At 45.5% G+C, this 17,356-nt stretch carries 15 protein-coding genes; 9 read left to right on the top strand and 6 right to left on the bottom strand.

The window, feature by feature from the left end; translation table 11 throughout:
* Window positions 1-6 precede the first annotated feature (6 nt).
* Window positions 7-1,407 (top strand): class II fumarate hydratase, encoded by a 1,401-nt coding sequence (gene fumC / locus ACNFVB_RS10395; RefSeq protein ID WP_430737435.1) that lies wholly within the window; start codon window positions 7-9, stop codon window positions 1,405-1,407.
* Window positions 1,408-1,489: 82 nt separating this feature from the next.
* Here the strand turns inward: fumC and ACNFVB_RS10390 are convergent, their stop codons facing one another.
* From ACNFVB_RS10390 to ACNFVB_RS10370, 5 genes are all read right to left on the bottom strand, one after another.
* Window positions 1,490-2,293: a MipA/OmpV family protein gene (locus ACNFVB_RS10390; RefSeq protein WP_430737434.1), complete on the bottom strand. Its 804-nt coding sequence runs from the start codon at window positions 2,291-2,293 to the stop codon at window positions 1,490-1,492.
* Window positions 2,294-2,366: 73 nt separating this feature from the next.
* Window positions 2,367-3,389 carry a rhomboid family intramembrane serine protease gene (locus ACNFVB_RS10385; protein ID WP_430737433.1) on the bottom strand — a complete coding sequence of 341 codons (1,023 nt, stop codon included), beginning with the start codon at window positions 3,387-3,389 and terminating at the stop codon, window positions 2,367-2,369.
* Between the two features lie 146 nt (window positions 3,390-3,535).
* Window positions 3,536-4,744, bottom strand: coding sequence for an alpha-hydroxy acid oxidase (locus tag ACNFVB_RS10380; protein ID WP_430737432.1), 1,209 nt, complete (start codon window positions 4,742-4,744; stop codon window positions 3,536-3,538).
* A gap of 91 nt (window positions 4,745-4,835) precedes the next feature.
* Window positions 4,836-6,608: an L-lactate permease gene (locus ACNFVB_RS10375; protein WP_093071257.1), complete on the bottom strand. Its 1,773-nt coding sequence runs from the start codon at window positions 6,606-6,608 to the stop codon at window positions 4,836-4,838.
* Window positions 6,609-7,109: 501 nt separating this feature from the next.
* Entirely contained in the window at window positions 7,110-7,427 is a 318-nt protein-coding gene (locus ACNFVB_RS10370) for a glutaredoxin family protein (protein ID WP_430737431.1), read from the bottom strand.
* Window positions 7,428-7,646: 219 nt separating this feature from the next.
* On the opposite strand from ACNFVB_RS10370, the gene mtgA reads away from it, so the two are divergent.
* The 6 genes from mtgA (at window position 7,647) to ACNFVB_RS10340 (ending at window position 12,224) form a co-directional block, all read left to right on the top strand.
* Window positions 7,647-8,336 carry a monofunctional biosynthetic peptidoglycan transglycosylase gene (mtgA, locus tag ACNFVB_RS10365; RefSeq protein WP_430737430.1) on the top strand — a complete coding sequence of 230 codons (690 nt, stop codon included), beginning with the start codon at window positions 7,647-7,649 and terminating at the stop codon, window positions 8,334-8,336.
* Between the two features lie 86 nt (window positions 8,337-8,422).
* The gene (gene ppk1, locus ACNFVB_RS10360; RefSeq protein WP_430738521.1) at window positions 8,423-10,582 is read left to right on the top strand and encodes a polyphosphate kinase 1; all 2,160 of its coding nucleotides are present in this window, start codon (window positions 8,423-8,425) and stop codon (window positions 10,580-10,582) included.
* A 232-nt stretch (window positions 10,583-10,814) separates the two neighbouring features.
* Window positions 10,815-11,003: a hypothetical protein gene (locus ACNFVB_RS10355; RefSeq protein WP_289054857.1), complete on the top strand. Its 189-nt coding sequence runs from the start codon at window positions 10,815-10,817 to the stop codon at window positions 11,001-11,003.
* 240 nt (window positions 11,004-11,243) lie between these two features.
* Entirely contained in the window at window positions 11,244-11,489 is a 246-nt protein-coding gene (locus ACNFVB_RS10350) for a hypothetical protein (protein ID WP_430737429.1), read from the top strand.
* A gap of 58 nt (window positions 11,490-11,547) precedes the next feature.
* Entirely contained in the window at window positions 11,548-11,922 is a 375-nt protein-coding gene (locus ACNFVB_RS10345; protein WP_430737428.1) for a hypothetical protein, read from the top strand.
* Between the two features lie 71 nt (window positions 11,923-11,993).
* Window positions 11,994-12,224 carry a hypothetical protein gene (locus ACNFVB_RS10340; RefSeq protein WP_430737427.1) on the top strand — a complete coding sequence of 77 codons (231 nt, stop codon included), beginning with the start codon at window positions 11,994-11,996 and terminating at the stop codon, window positions 12,222-12,224.
* On the opposite strand, the gene ACNFVB_RS10335 is transcribed toward ACNFVB_RS10340, so the two are convergent.
* The gene (locus tag ACNFVB_RS10335) at window positions 12,225-12,926 is read right to left on the bottom strand and encodes a tRNA-(ms[2]io[6]A)-hydroxylase (RefSeq protein WP_430738520.1); all 702 of its coding nucleotides are present in this window, start codon (window positions 12,924-12,926) and stop codon (window positions 12,225-12,227) included.
* A gap of 534 nt (window positions 12,927-13,460) precedes the next feature.
* Here ACNFVB_RS10335 and ACNFVB_RS10330 point away from each other — a divergent pair.
* The gene (locus ACNFVB_RS10330; protein ID WP_430737426.1) at window positions 13,461-15,659 is read left to right on the top strand and encodes a malate synthase G; all 2,199 of its coding nucleotides are present in this window, start codon (window positions 13,461-13,463) and stop codon (window positions 15,657-15,659) included.
* Between the two features lie 609 nt (window positions 15,660-16,268).
* Complete coding sequence (locus tag ACNFVB_RS10325; RefSeq protein WP_288997808.1) at window positions 16,269-17,327, top strand: porin; 1,059 nt, start codon at window positions 16,269-16,271, stop codon at window positions 17,325-17,327.
* Window positions 17,328-17,356: the final 29 nt, after the last annotated feature.

Here is a 17,356-nt window from a genome sequence, read left to right as displayed (position 1 = left end):
ATCGTTATGTCACAAAATCAGGCCACCCGTACCGAAAAAGATACCATGGGCAATGTCGAAGTCCCAGCAGACGCTTATTGGGGCGCGCAAACCCAGCGTAGCCGTGAGAACTTCAAGATTGGTGGTGAGACCTTGCCGCGTCCAATGATTGAAGCGATGGCATTAGTCAAAAAGGCCGCTGCGATTACTAATGCTAGCCTAGAGCGTATCGAAGGCGATAAGCGTGATCTTATCGTGCAAGCCGCTGACGAAGTCATCAACGGCGGTCTTACCGATCAGTTTCCATTAGTGGTTTGGCAGACGGGCTCGGGTACACAGTCAAACATGAACATGAACGAAGTGCTTGCTAACCGTGCCAATGAAATCGCAGGCTCTGAGCGTGGCACTTACGCACCGATTCATCCTAACGATCACGTCAATCACGCTCAGTCTACCAACGACAGCTTCCCAACGGCGATTCGTGTCGCTGCTGCGCGTCAGATCAACAGCTTATTGATTCCAGCGGTCAAAGCGCTACGTGATACCTTAGATAAAAAGTCCAAAGAGTTCGATAGCATCGTCAAAATCGGCCGTACGCACTTACAAGACGCCACGCCTTTGACCCTAGGCCAAGAGTTCAGCGGTTATGTCAGCCAGCTTGACCATGCATTGACTCGCATCGACAATGCGCTACAAGGTCTATATGAGTTACCATTAGGCGGTACAGCGGTCGGTACGGGTCTAAATGCCCACCCTGATTACGCAGTAAAAGCAGCTGAGCAATTGGCAACATTGACAGGCTTACCCTTTGTCACATCCCCAAATAAATTTGAAGCACTAGCGGCGCGTGATGCCGAAGTATTTGCTTCTGGCGCACTCAAAACCCTAGCAGGTAGCCTCAATAAAATCGCCAACGATGTACGCTGGCTTGCTTCAGGCCCTCGTTGTGGTCTTGGCGAGCTGACCATTCCAGAAAACGAGCCAGGCTCATCTATCATGCCAGGTAAAGTAAACCCAACTCAATCAGAAGCGATGACCATGGTTGTGGCGCAAGTGATGGGTAACGACACGACTATCAGCATGGCGGGCGCGTCAGGTAACTTTGAGCTAAATGTGTATAAGCCAGTGATCGCATTTAACTTGTTGCAATCTATCAAGCTACTGGGCGATGCGTGCAATAGCTTTAACGAAAACTGCGCCGTCGGTATCGAGCCTGTCAAAGAAAAAATCGATGACTTCTTGCATAATTCATTGATGCTGGTGACGGCACTAAACCGTCATGTCGGTTATGAAAATGCAGCGAAAATCGCCAAGACCGCGTATAAAGAAAACAAAACGCTCAAGCAAGTTGCCGTTGAGCTTGATCTAATGAGTGAAGCGCAGTTCGATGAGTGGGTCACTCCTGCCGATATGGTACATCCTAAGTAAGTTATCTAATAGTTTTTAGAATAGTAAAAAGACCTTGTCATGTAATGTGGCAAGGTCTTTTTTATTCAAAATCTAAGCTCAATTAAAACTTATAAAGCAAACCAAGCGTCGTCGTAGCATCAGTACGTGAGTCTACCATAGGGCTATCGTATTGCTCATTAGGCAGGTAGCTTAAGCTTTGATTAAAAAAACCTGCCCAGCGCTCGTTGAAATCGTAGTTGGCGCTGACGTTAATATAAGGGTTTAAGCTTGAGTTTGATTTATAAGCGACGACGCCTGTCTTTGCAGATTCTTCATCGCTGACGCCGTAATAGTATTCGTTGTAGTCATCATCGTGATACTCAAAACCTATGCTCGGATAGACGGTCAGTTTATTCTTAGTGATACGCGCCAGATAGGTTAAGCGGGCAGTATTACCACCACTACGGTCTAAAACGTCAGTAGCGGCTTGAATACGGAAACCGCCAACCGGGGTACGGCGTAAATACGTCAAACCTGCCGCTGCCGAGGCTTTACGTTCATCTAGTCCTTGTAGCGCACCGTGGGCATCATCAGGATCGAATGAGTTGCCTGCTAATTGGGCGTAGGCAGATAGCTGGTTAGTGCCGTCATTGATCAGATAAGCACCAGCTTGAGCGCCGCGCGCATAGACTCTGTTGTTGTCATAAAACACCCCTGGCAGTACCCGCACTTCTTCATCGTCCAAATCATAAGCGCTATTAGAGTACAGTACGTTAACGCCTACGCTGAGCTGAGCGTCTTGATCGGTAGGCAGGTTTTTGAAGGGAGCGGCGCTTACGGTGCCAGCTGCCCCTAAGAGCATCGTAGCAGCAAAGGTGGAAAGTACAGCGCGATAAGTCATGCTTGGAGCAGGTAGTTTAAGCATAGTTGGGTCTCATGGGCAGGGAGTTAGGAAATAGTTTTAGCGTTATTGGTTACATCAATATTAACTTAATTTGTTATTCAGTAGCAGCTAGTATTTGCAAGATTTGGTTATGAATATCTTGCCACCACCACAAAAAACCAATGACAATAACAAGCATGACTAGCCAAGGCAGTAGTCGCCAGATCAGGCTCACGTCAACAGGCTCTGGCGCAAATTTCTTGGGATCAATATAAGTGGGGTAGTGATTTATATAGCCACCACTTTGGTCAAAATCAGCAGTATCCGCGGTGTTGTTTAAGTCTACAGGGGTTTGGCTATTATTATCAGCAAATATATTGGTAAGCGGCGGATTACCGCGCTGATTATCGTGTAAGCTCGTTTGATAGCTTGGCTGATGATTGCTTGCATAGCTCGCTTGGACCGCGTTTTGATAAGCTTGCTGAGCTTGCGCCATAGCTGCTTGCTGTGCCAGCTCTCGCTGACGATAAGCGAGAGCAATAGGCAAGGCGATAAGCAAGCCAGTAATCGCGCCGCCGATATGGCCAGCGTTATCGATACCCGGCACCGCAAAGCCGTAGACTAAGTTGATGCCCATGATGATAATTAAGCTTTTTAGATTGAGCACCATGCCATTGACTGACATCTTAAAAAATGCCGCGACGAGTAAAGCCGCACCGATGCCCATAATCCCGCCAGACGCGCCAGCCGACAGTCCAGGCTGACCGCTACCGTCTATGATCGCTTGCCAAGTCACATAGTTATTGAGGACGTTACCGCCGACCACTGCGAGCAAGAATAGCGCCAAGAATTTAACGGAGCCAAACATCGGCTCAGCGATTTGACCAAAAAAATACATCGCAAAGCTATTAAATAATAAATGCATCAAGCCAATATGCAAAAAGCCGCTAGTGACTAAGCGCCAAGGGTCCTCACCCATGGTATAGGGTAGAGCGTTTGCGCCCCAATTCAATAACTGCTCAGTAGAAGGGTTATTGGCATCGACACCTGTGAGCAGTTGTATGATAAATAGACCAATAAAACTGATAAGTAATACAGTGGTGATAGGCGCGGTGGCGAATAGCTGCTTAATAGTCATAAATGCCGTTATTTATTAACAGTAATTAAAGAGTAGCAGTATAAAGGTTTGCGTGGCTACAACAAACAATCCGTATGTATATAGCCATCTTAGATACTCAATAGTTTAAGCTACGCTTCGTATAGCTTTGAACCTACAAAATAATACTACCAGCGCATCGGCGCAAGATAAGGCAAAGCCGATTTGAGCTGCTCATAAGTACCATTGACTAAGATGTCGTCAGTGACTTTATTGATATCAGTATGACCACAGAACGCCATGCTTACATCGCACTCTTTGTAGATTAGCTCCAATGCGCGGCGCACGCCATCTTCACCATAAGCGCCCAGTCCATACAGAAACGCACGTCCAATCATCGTGCCTTTCGCTCCCAATGCAATAGCTTTAAGCACATCTTGCCCTGATCTGATACCACTATCGAGCCAAATCTCAATCTGGCTATTCTCAGCTCTCACCGCTTGCACGATATCGCTTAGCGCGGCGATAGAGGAGGGTGCGCCATCGAGCTGACGACCGCCATGGTTAGAGACGACTAGAGCATCAGCGCCACTACGCGCAGCTAATATTGCATCTTCAGGCTCCATGATACCTTTGATAATTAGCTTGCCACCCCATTGATCCTTGATACGCGCCACATCATCCCAGCTCAGGCCAGGATCGAATTGCTCCGCCGTCCACGACGATAAGGAGGAAAGATCCTCAACGTTTTTGGCATGACCGACGATATTACCAAAGGTTCGTCTTTTGGTGCCGAGCATATTTAAGCACCATTCAGGCTTTGTCATCAGATTAAGTATATTAGCCAACGTAGGCTTCGGCGGTGCAGAAAGACCGTTTTTGATATCTTTATGACGCTGGCCGAGCACTTGTAGATCGGCAGTTAATATCAGCGCTGAGCAGTTGGCGTCTTTTGCGCGTCGTATCAAATTGGCCATAAACTCTTGATCACGCATCACATACAGCTGAAACCAAAACGGCGAATTAGTATTCTGTGCGACATCTTCTATTGAGCAAATACTCATAGTCGACAGCGAAAACGGTACGCCAAACTTCTCAGCGGCGCGTGCGGCATGAATCTCACCATCCGCCCACATCATACCCGTGAAGCCAGTAGGTGCAATGGCGACAGGCATGTTGACTTTTTCACCGATCATTGTGGTTGCCAGTGAGCGATTTTCCATATCGACGAGTACGCGTTGACGCAGCTTAATACGATCAAAATCGGTTTCGTTATTCCGATAGGTGGTTTGCGTCCACGAGCCTGAATCGACATAATCATAAAACATACGCGGCACTTTACGCTCAGCAACGCGGCGCAGATCTTCGATTTCGGTGATTTTAGTTAAGTCTTTCATAGGTTTATCTCTTATTGCTGTTATGTTTTAACTAGAAGGCAACCTTAACCTAACGCTACTAGATCTAGTTTAATAGCGTCAGCTTGCCTGATTATCGTCCATTCAGTTTTCTACGGGAAAATTTGCCACAAAAAGACATTAGTCCAAAGAATGTTATGGGCCAGAGAACGGCTAAAGCCCACCACCATATTTGACCGAAGATGATAGCCATACCGATCAAACCTGCTTGCACGACATAATAAATCATCGCTAGCAGTGTTTTGCGAATCACATAGCCTTCTTTATCCACCAAGCCGACTACTGCGCAAGCAGCTACCACATTATGCACCGAAATCATGTTACCAGCCGCACCACCCACAGCTTGCAAGGCTATTACTTGTGCTGCAAGGTCGCTATTGAGTCCGATCTGATTGGCTGTTGACCATTGAAAATATGAAAACATCATATTGCTAATAGTATTTGAACCGGCGATGAAAGCACCCATTGCCCCAATCCATGGAGACACTAGCGGCCACGCATTTTGAAAAGCATCGGCAGCACTTTCAGCCAGTAATATTGGCATAGCCGGTAGCGCAGTAGCGACTTCAGCGGCTGAGCCTGAATTAATGAATACTTGTACCATAGGCACTGAGAATAGCAAAGCTGGTGCGGCAGCAACCATGGTCTTTGCCGAGTTACTCCAACTGCGCTTCACCGCTTGGCTATTCATTTTGAACAGTAAAATACATAATAAAGAAGTAATAATTAGAATGCTACCAGGAGAATAGGCGAGCTGTATCTTACTAGAGATTGTTGTACCAAAAAGATTAGTAAGGCTAATGGTTGTTAAATCCCCTACCAGAAAAGCTTTGAGTGGTGCAATCACTCGAGTTATGACCAATAAAGCAATCACAATGAAATAGGGCGAAAATGCACGAATTAAAGAGAACTTTGGGGTTGCTGAATCATCATATTTTACCTCGTCTAAAGTACCCAGCCAGTCTTTGTCCCATTTTGCGCGAGGGGCAAAATCAAAAGTATCTTTAGGCATCAAAAAACCACGCTTAGCAGCGGGAAGTACAATTAACAACCCAATGAAACCGCCAATGAGTGAAGGGAACTCAGGCCCTAGAAATTTAGCAACCAAAAAATAAGGAATAGTAAAGCAAAGACCTGCAAAAATGGCAAATGGCCATACTTTAAGCCCTTCTATGAAGGAGCGTTTTTCACCAAAGAACCTTGTCAAAAAAGCACTTAAAATTAAAGGTATCAAAAACCCAATAAGCGCATGTACAAGGCCTACGTTAGCTGTAATCTGTAATAAATAATTTTCGGCAGTAGTAGGGGCAATGGACTGTGCTAAATCTTGTTTATCAGTAATACCAGACCAAACGCCAAGTAGTAGAGGCGTACCAACTGCACCGAATGATACGGGTGTAGATTGAATGATAAGAATAACCATGACCGATGCCATCGCTGGAAAGCCTAAAGCCAACAACAGCGGAGCACCCACTGCAGATGGTGTTCCGAATCCTGATGAACCTTCTACTAAAGAGCAGAACAACCATGCCACAATGATCGCTTGGACGCGCCTATCAGGTGAAATATCCATAAAGCCCTTACGTATGGCGACAAGAGCGCCGCTTTCTTTCAGCGTATTCAGCAGTAAAATAGCTGCGAATACAATGAATAAAATAGTAAGTGCCACAATAATCCCATTAACAGTAGCAGCCGCTACCTGAGCACCACTAGCGTGCCAAATGAAAAAGGCTAGCAGAGCTGTCACCAAATAGGCAATACTCATAGATATCTTAGCTGGCAGGCGCATAACTATGAGTAGTATGAATACAACGAGAATTGGCGCTAAGGCTAAGAAAGTGTACATAATTAACAGTCCTTATTGTTATTAACAGTCCTTATTGTTGTGTATACCAGCTTATTTTTTACTGGTTTTAAAGTCATACTAAGTTATTACTATAGTCGATACACTCTAAAAATGTCATAGCGCTACTGGGATGCTATTTTTAAACGTAGGTTGCGCAGCCTCTGGGAACGCAGCACGCAAGTAAAATTTATACCAGTAGCGCGTTCAAATCCATAACAGTTTTACATTCAGCTAACTATATTTATTAAGGCGTGTTAAACACGCCCTAATAGTTGCTCTTAGGTGCTTTCGCTGAGAATTGTATGTATATGATTTAACAGAGTGCAAGGTTAGAGAGTTGAGATTATTGATCAGTAAATCATTAGCATTAGTACAATCAATTTACCAAACAGAATATAAAAGTAGTCTAGCAAATATTGAAATACCATACTAGCTAAAATTAGCGGTAGATATTCTAATATAAGAAATTTAAAAGCTCTATAACATCAAAACAAAGTGCCGTTAGTTGTGAGCTAACAGTTGCTGTAAATCCATGACTGAAAATGGATAGTCTAATCGTTTTGATGGCGTCAGAATTACGGGAATGGTGGTGGCAAACTCCATCATCAGATCTTCATTAAAGTCTGCAATATCGACATTCTCGTAGGTAATAGGTTGTACGCTTTGAAAGCGCACCATAAGTTGCTCAGCGATTTCACACAGATGGCAGCCAGAGGTACCGAGTAGCCACCACTTATCAGAACTTTCAGCGCTGCAAAGATTTGGGCTCGCTTCAATAATACGTGCGCGCAGTGCTTTTATATTATTACTATTATGCATATTTATTCTCTTATTTTTATGTTTGTTATAAAGTACTTATCTTAAACCCTTAAATAAAAAGTGAATACTGTTTATAGCTCATTACATGATAAAGAAGTGGGGTAAATAATGACAGCGATTATGAGATTAGGTAAGATGACCTGCTATTTGAGTTAACTGCTTGGGCTGTTTTTGGATAAGCGGCTACCTTTTATCTTTTCAATCACTTGGATATCGCGCATGGCAAGTTTTGGCACATTTATCAAACGAGTATTTTTGGCGTTCATGTTGTTGGTTGTGGTTTTTCATGTTTTGGTCGCAGGGCTATTATTGATTTGGAAAACCCAGCCCATTAACAACAGCATGTTTATGCTCACGCATCGCCTGACAGGCGGCACCGTGACGCAAAACTGGGCAGAGTACGACGTCATTGCCAAATCTGCCAAGCAAGCAGCGATCGTCAGTGAAGACGCAACCTTTAGCCAGCATAATGGCTTTGATTTAAAGGGTATCGAGGCTGCACGCAAAAAAAACGAAGAAACAGGCAAGATGTCGGCTGGCGGCTCGACCATCACGCAGCAGTTGGCCAAAAATCTGTTTTTGACCGCGCATCGCTCCTATATTCGTAAAGGCGAAGAGGCGATTATCACCGTGATGATAGAGACGTTGTGGGACAAACAGCGTATCTTGACCGCTTATCTTAACGTGGCTGAGTTTGGCGATGGTATCTACGGTATCGAGGCCGCTGCGCACCACTATTTTAATAAATCGGCTGCCAAGCTAAATCGCGATGAATCGGCGTTATTAATCAGTATGCTGACCAATCCAAAATACTATGAAAACAACCAAGGCGATAGACGGCTACGTAACAAACAGCGTATCATCAAAAAACGTATGAAAAATGCAGTCTTACCACAATCAGCATCATGACGTATCGAGAAGGCAAAAGGAGTAGGGACGTGGCAGATACCAAAAGCAATGATAAGCAGCATCAGACTGACAATAGCGCCGCCGTGATGAGCATAAACGATGGGGCGCATGGAAAAAAAGAGGATGATCTCGCCCACATCGCATGGCTGCGGCTTGAAGACGGCAGTTATTCACCCAGCAGTTATATCAACCGAGATCTGTCTTTATTACAGTTTCATCTGCGTGTGTTAGCGCAGGCAGCCAGTCCGCGCCACCCACTGCTTGAGCGCTTGTTTTTTTTGATTATTTTTTCATCAAATATTGATGAGTTTTTTGAGATTCGCGTTGCGGGTATTATGCAAAAGCTCAATATCGGTGATGTGTCGACCAGCGCGCACGGTATGCGGCCCAGTGAAGTGCTCAATGATATCTCTGCTGTGGCACATGAAGCCATCGCTGAGCAGTATCGCATTCTCAATGAAGACATCTTGCCTGCGCTGGCCAAAGAAGACATCCGTTATCTCAAACGCGATGAGCTAAATAGCGAGCAGTCGGCATGGATGAAGCGCTATTTTACCGAACAAGTCTCGCCTGTACTGACGCCGATTAGTATTGATCCTGCCCACCCGTTTCCGCGTTTGGTCAATAAAAGCCTCAACTTTATCGCTACCCTAGAGGGCAAAGATGCCTTTGGTCGTGATATCAATCTCGCCATCGTCCCCGCGCCGCGCAGTCTCCCACGCGTCATACGCTTACCTGATGAGCTGACTGGCGGCAAAGAGCATCACGTCATGCTATCGGCCATTATTCATGAGCATATTGGCGAGCTGTTTCCGGGGATGAATGTCACCGGCTGTCATCAGTTTCGACTAACGCGTAATGCGGACTTGGACCTAGCAGACGATGTCGAGGATATCGCCAAAGCGTTAGAGGGTGAGCTTGAAAACCGCCGCTTCGGTGATAAGGTACGCCTAGAGGTCACCACCGACTGCCCAACGCCCATCAGCGACTATCTGCTCAATGAGTTTGAGCTGCACGACAATCAGCTGTACCGTGTCAACGGGCCGGTCAACCTCACGCGTTTATTGTTCGACTTTAATATACCAGCGCTGCGCTATCAGCCCTTTACGCAAGCGATACCCAAAGCGTTTCGCCGCGAAGAAAAAAAGCTGGACAAAACCAGTAGCATGTTTGCCGCCATGCGCAAAAGCGATGTACTGGTGCATCACCCTTTTCATTCATTCTCGCCTGTCGTCAACCTATTATGGCAAGCCGCCAATGACCCAAAAGTCTTGGCAATTAAGCAAACGCTGTACCGCTCAGGCACCAATTCAGAAATCGTTAAAGCGCTGGCCGCTGCTGCTCGAAATGGCAAAGAAGTCACTGCCGTCATCGAGCTGCGTGCGCGTTTTGATGAAGCCTCAAACATCGCAGTCGCCAATTATCTGCAAGAAGCAGGGGCGGTGGTGGTGTATGGCATCGTCGGCTACAAGACCCATGCCAAACTGATGCTAATCATACGCCGCGAGGATGACCGCATTCGTCGTTATGTGCATCTTGGTACGGGTAACTATCATGCCGCCAATGCTAAGGTCTATACCGACTACGGCTTGTTTACCGCCGATCCTGATATCTCAGAAGACGTGCACAAGATATTTCAGGAGCTAACGGGCATGGGCAAGCCTGCCAATCTCAAAAAACTACTGCATGCGCCCTTTACCCTGCATGATAAGTTGATGAGTTTTATCGACGATGAGATCGCTCACGCAAAGGCAGGCAAACGCGCTCATATCATGGTCAAGGTCAATGCGTTGACGGAGCGTCGCCTGATCGCCAAGCTCTATGACGCCTCTCAAGCAGGGGTAAAAATCGAGCTGATTTTGCGCTCAATGTGCTGTCTGCGTCCACAGGTCAAAGGTTTGTCGGAAAACATCACGGTACGCTCGGTGATTGGCCGGTTTTTAGAGCACACACGCATTTACTATTTTTATAATAACGGTGACGAGCGTCTGTATTGTGGTAGTGCCGACTGGATGGATCGTAACTTGTTTCACCGCGTCGAAGTGGCGTTTCCGATTGAAGATAAAAAACTGTTTCAGCAGATATATCAAGATGGCTTGATTAACTACTTACAAGACAATACCCAAGCGTGGACACTCAATGGCGACGGCGTCTGGCAGCAACTACAGCCCGCTGCTGGTACGCCGCCACATGCTGCCCAAGAGCATTTATTAACGCTCATCAACGGGGTAGAGGCATCGTCTTAACAGCCCTCTAATACTGATTCAAACCAAACGCTGGCTATACTGGCGTTTGGTTTTTTTTATGGGTGCATTTGGGTACTTTTATTTGCATGCTGCTGGCAGGAAGTTACAAACTGTCTTGTAACCTCACATTTATTCACACATTGATACCGCAGCACACTGGTGTCTGGCCGAGCCTTGTTTCTATAATAAAAATACGCTCAATCATAAAAACATAGGAAAAAAGGAAGCATCTATGAGTAATCACGATACGACGCCTGATAATTCTGATACAAAATCAGACATCAAAAAAGCAGCCGAACAGGTAGACAGTCAAAAGATTCAGCAAAACCTCAAAGAAGATAAGAGAGTCGATGCGCCTGAACAGCTAAGCGAAGAGGAGCAAACCGCCTTCATCGAAGAGGATTTGCGTACCGATAAATAAGAGGATAACAGATAACAGAATAAATAGTGACTCCACTTATTAGGGCGTGTCCTCATTTTAAAAATGGTGATAAAAATGAGATAAGTCGCCGTCAAACAAGGAAGATAGCGCAGGTAATATGGAGATATTAGTTAGCTATTTGACACCGTTTGGCTAGATCTAGCCATTTTTGGCGCATTTAGATGACTATCGATTGAATTGAGGACACGTCCACGCCAATACATACTTGAGGGATATAGCATGTCAGACAATACACGCCCAAATAATGAAGAAGCAGTACCGATCCACGACCCTGCCATCAAACAGCCAGACAATCCAAAAGGCAGCTATGAAGGCCGAAAATACCAGCCAAATATAGATGGGCCAGAACAAGCCTCACAGGAGACAGACGAGGTCTATGTCGACCCGCGCAAAGAAGAAAACCTACCTGATGGCGGCAAAAACGTGGCTGATCTCAATGCTCATGATTTGAGTCGAGACGACTAACAAATGATAAGCACAATATGTTATCGATACGAACAATAATTATAATAAGGACAAAACAATGGAAACCAGAGATCCTGCTTTAAGTAAAACTCGAATCGCAGAAACGGACACGCATGAAACTTTAGACAGTGCTCAAACGGTGAAAAACCATGAGGAGCTCGAAGAAAACGTCAATGAAAATAAAGGTACCGACACTTTTGAAGAGGGCATCGTAGAGACAGAGCATGTCAATGATGATGATAACCCTGCGCGCCAGCCAGATCGACGCGATCAAGAAGGTACTGCGTTTGATGATAACGTCAATGAAAGGACCGTCAGTAGCGAAGCCCCTGATAGCCATAAGATTAACAATAAAAATCGCTATGCCACTGTCGATAATGCCCAGACACGGGTGTTAAACCCTGACGAAAAAAATCATAAAAAAGACAGATAGTTTTTTTATGATCTAGGGCACATCCTTCATTCACTTGATTTACTTTCATCTTTCTATCATAAGGAAATGCTATGAATAATCCCAATGACCACTCATTAAAACCAGCAGAGACAGCGCAGTCACCAAAATACCAGCAACATGAACTAAAAGATGCTGACGACAATGACGGTATCGTGCCTGATGATGCGCTGCAAAAAGCCAATCCTGCGGCTGCAGAGCGTGTCACAGATGATCACGACCCGCATCATGTCGCCAAAGACCATAAACAGTACGATAGCCCTCTGATGGAAGACAATAAATAGTTAAGCGGGCGAGCCACTATGGAACCGTAGCTCGGCATCAGGACTGATGATAAGCTCTGCTTCTACTTCTTTAAAAAATGCCACTCGCTCATCGATAGCCTCTGTCGACAGTGACTGTGCCAATGCCAAATAATCCTCAAAATGACGACTCTCTGACTTGAGCAAATAGCGATAGTATTTTGCCAATCGCTCATCATCAATCACCTCAGCCAATGCTGCAAAGCGCTCACAAGAGCGCGCTTCGATAAACGCGCCGATGATTAGCACGTCAATCATTGCCGCAGGCTCATAAGTGCGCTTGTGCTTGAGCATGCCTTTGGCATAGCGCCCCGCACTCAAGTACCGCCATTCTTGACCGCGCTCATTCATGATACCCAGCACTTGCTCATAGTGCAGCATCTCCTCACGTATCAGCTGCGCCAATTTACGCTGCAAATCATAAGAAAACTCATAGCGAAACAGTAGATTCATCGCGGTGCCAGCGGCTTTTTTTTCGCAGTTGGCATGATCTTGAATGATCAAAGGTAGGTCAGCGATAGCGGCGGCTACCCAATCTGGCGTGGTACGTGCGCCCAAAAAACCATAAACCGCAGATAAATCTACTTTGTTCGGTGTGCGCAGCTGCGAGATATCTACACTGTCTTCTTCTGTACTGCTTTCTACTGTAGTGTCGTCATTTATAGCATGGGAATTGGTTGGCATGGTCGGTTTACTCATAGTCTGTGTCATGGTCAAAAAGTATTGGATAAGATAAAAGGTTGTTTTACAGGTTTGGGTTTGCCGCCTGAGCTTATTAACTATCGTTTTTATACTGAGCTGACTATATAAAAGCTTAAGAAAACGATTACCACGATTTGAGGATAAACAGCCTTAGCGCTGATAGGCTGTAGGGTATCATTATTATACAACCCCAGTATTTACTTGGTGAATGGTGTTTTCTTGTTTATTTCCTTATTTGATAGTAGGATGATATTTTGTTTAGGCGGCATTTTGTTTGATGACTCAATAAAGGAGCGATCAAGGAGCGATGAGCGCCCATTCGAGATGGCAAACATTATAACAACTGCCAGCGCGATATAAAGCAGATATCACTATCGACGAAAAGGCACAGTCATCACGCAGATCACTTGCTCATATCAAGGATGCGCTATTTTAGAGAAATGCACGCCATTTACTACCGCTATAGTGGTAGCAACTTCGTAGGTACACCCATCACAGATAGATAAGGATAACAGCATGAGCCAATCTTCTAACGCCAATCGGATTCAAAAAGGTATTTTTGCCATCGACCAGCAGTTGTATGACTTTATCGAAAACGAAGTGCTGCCAAAAGTCGGTGTGGACTCAGACAGTTATTGGTCAGGTTTTGAAAAAGTCATCAAAGAGTTCACGCCGCGCAACAAAGCGCTGCTTGCGACTCGTGACAGCATTCAAGCGCAAATCGATCAATGGCATCTAGACAATCCTACCAAAGAAGGTGAGATTGACTTCCCAGCTTACAAGGCTTTTTTGCAAGAAATTGGCTATTTGTTACCAGAAGGCGATGACTTTACGGTAAGCACCCAAAACGTCGATGACGAGATTGCTCATATTGCAGGTCCACAGCTAGTCGTCCCCGTACGCAACGCGCGCTATGCGCTAAATGCCACCAACGCCCGTTGGGGCAGCTTGTACGATGCTTTATATGGCACCGATGTCATCAGCGATGAAAATGGTCAAGAAGCAGGCAGCAGCTATAATCCCACGCGCGGCGCGGCCGTTGTCGCTTATGCCAAAGCCTTTTTGGACGAGCATTTTGCGCTAGCCTCAGGCTCTTATACCGATGTCACAGGCTTTAAAGTCGTCGATGGCAAGCTGGAAGTCAAGCTGGGCGATAGTAGCACTGAGCTAAAAGACGCCGAAAAATTCGTCGGTTATGTCGGCGAGGCAGATAGCCCTTCTGGTATTTTGCTCAAAAACAATGGCCTACACGCAGAGATTCAAATCGATGCCAGCCATCCAGTAGGTAAAGATGACCCAGCAAACATCAAAGACGTACTATTAGAGTCCGCCATTACCGCGATTCAAGACTGCGAAGATTCGGTCGCTGCGGTCGATGCCGAAGAAAAAGTCGAAGTGTATCGCAACTGGCTAGGTTTGATGAATGGCGATTTGCAAGAGACGTTTGAAAAAGGTGGTAAAACCCGCACCCGTAAGCAAAACCCAGATCGTGAGTACACCACACCAGAGGGCGGCACACTGATCTTACCAGGTCGCTCATTGCTTTTGATTCGTAACGTCGGTCACTTGATGCAAAACCCAGCGATTTTGGTCGATTTGGGCAATGGTCAAGAGCAAATCTTTGAAGGCTTGATGGATGGTTTGATCACGCCGCTGTTGACGCTAAACGATCTAAAAGGAAAAAACGCGCTATCAAACTCACGCAAAGGCTCGATGTATATCGTCAAGCCAAAAATGCATGGCCCTGATGAAGTCAAAATGGCCAATGATTTGTTTAATGCAGTAGAGGATTTGCTCGGTCTAGAGCGCCATACGCTCAAGATAGGTATCATGGATGAAGAGCGCCGCATGACGGTAAACCTAAAAGAAGCCATCCGCCAAGCCAAAGAGCGCGTTATCTTTATTAATACCGGCTTCTTGGATCGTACAGGCGACGAGATGCATACCAGTATGAATGCTGGCCCATTTGTACCAAAAGGCGAGATGAAGTCGCAAGCATGGCAGCCCGCCTATGAGCAGTGGAACGTCGATATCGGTCTAGAAACTGGCCTGCAGGGTGTGGCGCAGATTGGTAAAGGGATGTGGGCCAAGCCTGATGAGATGAAAGAGATGCTAGAGACCAAGGCGGCGCATCCAAAATCTGGTGCCAGTACCGCTTGGGTACCATCACCGACAGGCGCCACCTTGCATAGCATGCATTATCATCAAGTCAATGTCGCCGAGGTACAAGACAGCCTAAAATCACGCGAGCGTGCTAGCCTAGACGATATCTTGACCATTCCATTGGCCAAAGACACCAACTGGACAGAGGAAGAGAAGCAGCAAGAGCTGGACAACAACGCGCAGGGTATCTTAGGGTACGTGGTACGCTGGGTAAACCAAGGCGTCGGTTGCTCAAAAGTGCCTGATATCAACGATGTGGGCCTGATGGAAGATCGTGCGACTTTGCGTATCTCAAGCCAGCATATCGCCAACTGGTTGCATCACGGTGTGGTCAGCGAGCAGCAAGTCATGGATACCATGAAGCGTATGGCGAAGATCGTCGATGAGCAAAATGCCGACGACAGTAGCTATCAGCCTATGGCAAACAACTTTGAGCAGTCTTATGCCTTTAAAGCGGCCTGTGACCTCGTCTTTAAAGGACGCGAGCAGCCAAGCGGCTATACTGAGCCACTATTGCACCAAGCACGCTTGGATCTAAAAGCCAACGTCTAAGCCTGTGTGCATCGCTATCCCATACATCGGCATAAAAGCTGTGTCGATGCATGTATATATTGCTACATGGCTATATTGACCCGATGTCGATAGTAGATAGCGATAATGCTGTTTCGCTTATAAGCGCTACTTATCAGTGAATAAGTAGCGCTTTATTTTTGTACACAATACAGTGGGCATAATCGAATGGTTTGTCATAAAACTTACGGTAAACCATTGGTATTTAAGCGCATTATATAGCCATTTTTTTCAACGCCTGAGCACTATAAAAGATATGGAGTGCGCCAGATATCGCGTTAAAAGTACAAAAAAATATGTTGCAAATTATGTCAAAGTTGTTATGCTTGTACTCGAAGTATGAGTTTGGTAACGGATGTTACGCAGCAGAAGGATAAAGACCAACGTTTACATGGCAGTTACTTTTTTTGATGCTGGTTATGTAAGTCATGGTTTTTTCATCTTACTGTAATAAAACTTCGCCACACTTGTTTCTGACTAATCTCGGTAGCCAGTTACACATTATATCTTTGAGGATTTGTGACGATACCAATATGGGCGCCAGCTAATAATAGCTCGCTCATTACTACAATTGTAAAGTGGAGATACCCCATGAAAAAACTACTTTTAGCTACAGCCGTTGCTGCTCTATCTGTTTCTGCAGCCAATGCCGCTCCTACCGTATATGGTAAAGGCTTCTTAACTTTAGATTTGAACACAGGCGATACTGATGTAGTATATGCTGATAATAGTAAAGAAAGCTTTGATGCAGATGACCGTAGCAAGCTAAATTCAAACGCGTCACGTATTGGTCTAAAAGGTTCTGAAGCACTAACTGCAAACACTGACTTAGTTTATCAACTAGAGTACGGTATCGATATTGACGCTGGTGATGCTTTTGTAGATGCAGACGGTGGCCGTATGGAGAAGTCTGATCAGTTTTACTCACGTGACACTTATCTTGGTTTGAAAAACGCGCAGTACGGTACATTGCTTGGTGGTCGTCTATCAGCTATCGATGATTACGTAAACTTTGCTAACGTGACTCAAGGTGGCGTACTAGGTGGTGATGTCGTACTTGCAAGCTTTGACGCACCGCGTACTAACAACACTTTTAACTACTTCTCGCCTAACATCAATGGCATGCAGTTCATGGCAATGTACGCCATGGATGAAAACAACAATACTGATACACTAGGCCGTGATGCGTTTGGTGTCGGTGGTAAGTACGAAGCAGGTCCAATGAACGTTGGTGCTACATACATCCAAGCAGGTGATGATTTGAAAGTTGCTCGTGTCAGTGGTAACTATGCTATCAGCCCAGTAGTGACGCTAGGCGCTCTATATCAAAACACTGATTTTGATGAAGGTGATAACGAAAATGCATTCACTATCAGTGGTGAGATGGCGACAGCGACTCCTTGGACTGCCTATGCTCAAGGTGATTTCGTAAACAATGTTGGTGGTGCTGACGATGCTGAAAAATTCCGTGCAGTAGTAGGCGGCAAATATGCATTTAACGCGGCAACAACTGGTCACCTATATGGTGCTTATTTATCAACTGAAGCAAACACGACTGATAAAACAGGCATCTATTATAATGATGACTTAGTTAAGTCTGTTGAATTTGACGGCTTTGGTATCGGTGGTGGTATCGAATACAAATTCTAATCTAACCATTAGAATCTAAATAAAAAACT

The organism is Psychrobacter sp. VH5, from assembly GCF_050572635.1.
GTDB lineage: Bacteria > Pseudomonadota > Gammaproteobacteria > Pseudomonadales > Moraxellaceae > Psychrobacter > Psychrobacter celer.
This window is presented reverse-complemented; position numbering and strand designations above follow the sequence as displayed.

Bases quoted from the DNA above. Each gene is read 5' to 3' on its own strand.
- fumC (WP_430737435.1), top strand. From the start codon at position 7: ATGTCACAAAATCAGGCCACCCGTACCGAAAAAGATACCATGGGCAAT.
- ACNFVB_RS10390 (WP_430737434.1), bottom strand. From the start codon at position 2,293: ATGCTTAAACTACCTGCTCCAAGCATGACTTATCGCGCTGTACTTTCC.
- ACNFVB_RS10385 (WP_430737433.1), bottom strand. From the start codon at position 3,389: ATGACTATTAAGCAGCTATTCGCCACCGCGCCTATCACCACTGTATTA.
- ACNFVB_RS10380 (WP_430737432.1), bottom strand. From the start codon at position 4,744: ATGAAAGACTTAACTAAAATCACCGAAATCGAAGATCTGCGCCGCGTT.
- ACNFVB_RS10375 (WP_093071257.1), bottom strand. From the start codon at position 6,608: ATGTACACTTTCTTAGCCTTAGCGCCAATTCTCGTTGTATTCATACTA.
- ACNFVB_RS10370 (WP_430737431.1), bottom strand. From the start codon at position 7,427: ATGCATAATAGTAATAATATAAAAGCACTGCGCGCACGTATTATTGAA.
- mtgA (WP_430737430.1), top strand. From the start codon at position 7,647: ATGGCAAGTTTTGGCACATTTATCAAACGAGTATTTTTGGCGTTCATG.
- ppk1 (WP_430738521.1), top strand. From the start codon at position 8,423: ATGAGCATAAACGATGGGGCGCATGGAAAAAAAGAGGATGATCTCGCC.
- ACNFVB_RS10355 (WP_289054857.1), top strand. From the start codon at position 10,815: ATGAGTAATCACGATACGACGCCTGATAATTCTGATACAAAATCAGAC.
- ACNFVB_RS10350 (WP_430737429.1), top strand. From the start codon at position 11,244: ATGTCAGACAATACACGCCCAAATAATGAAGAAGCAGTACCGATCCAC.
- ACNFVB_RS10345 (WP_430737428.1), top strand. From the start codon at position 11,548: ATGGAAACCAGAGATCCTGCTTTAAGTAAAACTCGAATCGCAGAAACG.
- ACNFVB_RS10340 (WP_430737427.1), top strand. From the start codon at position 11,994: ATGAATAATCCCAATGACCACTCATTAAAACCAGCAGAGACAGCGCAG.
- ACNFVB_RS10335 (WP_430738520.1), bottom strand. From the start codon at position 12,926: ATGCCAACCAATTCCCATGCTATAAATGACGACACTACAGTAGAAAGC.
- ACNFVB_RS10330 (WP_430737426.1), top strand. From the start codon at position 13,461: ATGAGCCAATCTTCTAACGCCAATCGGATTCAAAAAGGTATTTTTGCC.
- ACNFVB_RS10325 (WP_288997808.1), top strand. From the start codon at position 16,269: ATGAAAAAACTACTTTTAGCTACAGCCGTTGCTGCTCTATCTGTTTCT.